Raw genomic sequence first — 2382 nt, forward strand, 5'->3', positions numbered from 1 at the left:
GTAAGCGGTGTTTTCAGCCCACGTCGATCCAAGGCATGAGGTCGCCGACGCTGTTTGCGGGATGACCATCGGCAAGCTTGGCGAGCGTCTCGGTCAGCCAGATGTGCGGGTTGATGCCGGCGATCTTGCAGTTCTCGATCAGCGTAGCGATGACCGCCCAGTTGTCGCCACCCTCGTCGGAGCCCACGAACAGGGCATTCTTGCGGTTGAGGGCCAGAGGTCTGATCGATCGCTCGACGGTGTTGGTGTCGAGCTCGACCCGGCCATCATCAAGGAAGACGGTCAGCCCGTCCCAGCGGCTGAGCGCGTAGCGTATCGCTTCGGCCAGCTTGCTCTTGGCGCTGACCTGGCGGACCCGGGCTTCCAGATAGTTGCGGAGGTCCTCGACAATGACGCGGGCGTGCTCGTTGCGGGCGGCGCGACGATGGTCGGCATCGGTGCCGCGAACCTCGCTCTCGATGGCATAGAGACCGGCGATCCGCTGCAGCACCTCAGTGGCAACCGGCGACTTGTCGGCGAGATCGAAGAACTTGCGCCGGACGTGTGACCAGCAGAACGCAAGGGTGATCTGCTGCTGCCGCTTGGCGAGCGCGGTATATCCGCCATAGCCGTCAACTTGCAGTATGCCTGCAAAGTCACCTAGGTGCGCTTCGGCGCGTTCGCTCTTGCGGTCGGCTGCATAGACATAGGCCATCATCGGCGGATCGATACCGCCCCATGGTCGGTCGTCGCGGGCATACGCCCATAGCTGGCCGGTCTTGGTCCGCCCACGTCCTGGATCGAGAACCGGGGCTGTCGTCTCGTCGGCGAACAACCGTTCGGATCGTCGCAGTCGTTCCAGGATATGGTCACGCAGTGGGCGAAGATACCAGGCTGCCCGCCCGACCCAGTCTGCAAGGGTAGAGCGATCCAGCTGGATACCCTGGCGGGCATAGATCTGCGCCTGCCGGTAAAGCGGCAGGTGATCGGCATACTTGGCGACCAGCACCTGAGCGATCAGGGCTTCGGTAGGGATGCCGCCTTCGACAATACGGGCTGGTGCCGGGGCTTGGACGACCGCGCTCTCGCAGGAGCGGCAGCCGTAGCGAGGCCGACGGGTGACCAGGACCCGGAACGTGGTCGGCACGACATCGAGGCGTTCAGCAACATCCTCGCCAATCTGGTGCAGCCCGCCGCCACAGCACGGGCAGGCCTTATCGTCGATATCGACGATCTGCTCGATCCGCTCGAGGTGCGCAGGCAGCGAACCGCGGTTGGTCTTGCGGGGACGATCGCCCTTGGGCTGAGCCGTTCCAGCCTCACGCGCCGCACGGGCTGCGCCAAGTGCCGTCTCGATATCCTCAAGGCCCAGCTGGAGCTGGTCGGGATCGAGCTGTTCGGACTTGCGGCCGAAACGGTGTCGCATGAACGCATCGATGATCGACTGCAGCCGCTCGATCTCTGCGTCAGCTTCGCCCTTGGCAACCGTCACGTCGGCAAGCTTGCGGGACTGATCGAGCGCCAGCGCACGTAGCGCTTCGATGTCTTCCGGCAGGTCCGCTTCCATCAGCATGATGGCAGTGAATCAGCAGATGAAAGCCCAGTCAACCGGCAATCTGCGGCGCTATCGGGCGGCGTCCGCCATGCACCCGGCGCCAGTCGAGACCCTCCAGCAAAGCGCCGAGTTGGGCTGCCGTAACGCGCATCACACCGTCCTGGATACCAGGCCACTTGAAGCCGCCGGACTCCAGCCTCTTGGCCATCAGGCACAGGCCCGTGCCATCCCACCAGACCAGCTTGATCCGGTCAGCGCGCTTTGCCCGGAAGACATAGATCACCCCGGAATACGGATCGCCGCCATACTCGGCGCTGACCAATGCGGCCAGTGCGTCAGGACCTTTGCGGAAATCCACGGGCCGCGTTGCCACCATCACCCGCGTGCCAGGGCCAGGGCCGATCACGCACGCGTCCTGAGCGCGTCAATGACCGCTGCGATGACACCAGCATCGGCACCGCGAGCTATCTTTACAGCGACGCCATCAATCTCAAGCTCGACCACGGCAGATGCAGCGCGGCGTCGACGGCGTGGGCTGCGGCGTGAAGGCCCAGCCTCTGGAACAGGGTCAGGCGTGATCAACGCTGGCACAAAGGCAGGCCCTTCTGTCTCCAATGCGGAAACGTCCAGTCCCTGTTCCTTGAACTGCCTTATCAACTCCTTGCGCCAGCCATAAATCTGCGAAGGATCCAGTGCATGGCGCCGGGCGACAGCGCTGACCGGCTCCCCTCCAGGCCAGCACTCCGCGACAATCGATGCCTTCACCTCAGGCGGCCAATCCCTGCGCCTGCCAGCGCCGGTGAACACCTCAAACCGCTGAGCCCCCCTACTCACAGGATCGTCACTAG

Annotated in this window: 3 protein-coding genes; all 3 read right to left on the reverse strand. The window is 64.0% G+C overall.

The window, feature by feature from the left end; genetic code table 11:
- Positions 1 to 13: 13 nt before the first annotated feature.
- A complete protein-coding gene (tnpC, locus tag C7451_RS19625) occupies positions 14 to 1552 on the reverse strand; it encodes an IS66 family transposase (protein ID WP_110300477.1) in 1539 nt (512 codons plus the stop codon).
- Between the two features lie 31 nt (positions 1553 to 1583).
- Positions 1584 to 1940 (reverse strand): IS66 family insertion sequence element accessory protein TnpB, encoded by a 357-nt coding sequence (gene tnpB / locus C7451_RS19630; RefSeq protein ID WP_066045784.1) that lies wholly within the window; start codon positions 1938 to 1940, stop codon positions 1584 to 1586.
- On the reverse strand, positions 1937 to 2382 hold a 446-nt coding region (gene tnpA / locus C7451_RS19635; protein ID WP_110300479.1), incomplete at its 5' end, for an IS66-like element accessory protein TnpA. The genes tnpA and tnpB, both read right to left, overlap by 4 nt.

This window comes from Blastomonas natatoria (assembly GCF_003201955.1).
Classification (GTDB): domain Bacteria; phylum Pseudomonadota; class Alphaproteobacteria; order Sphingomonadales; family Sphingomonadaceae; genus Blastomonas; species Blastomonas natatoria.

What these genes read in the sequence shown, in the direction of transcription:
- tnpC (WP_110300477.1), bottom strand. Translation starts at nt 1,552, where the DNA reads ATGCTGATGGAAGCGGACCTGCCGGAAGACATCGAAGCGCTACGTGCG.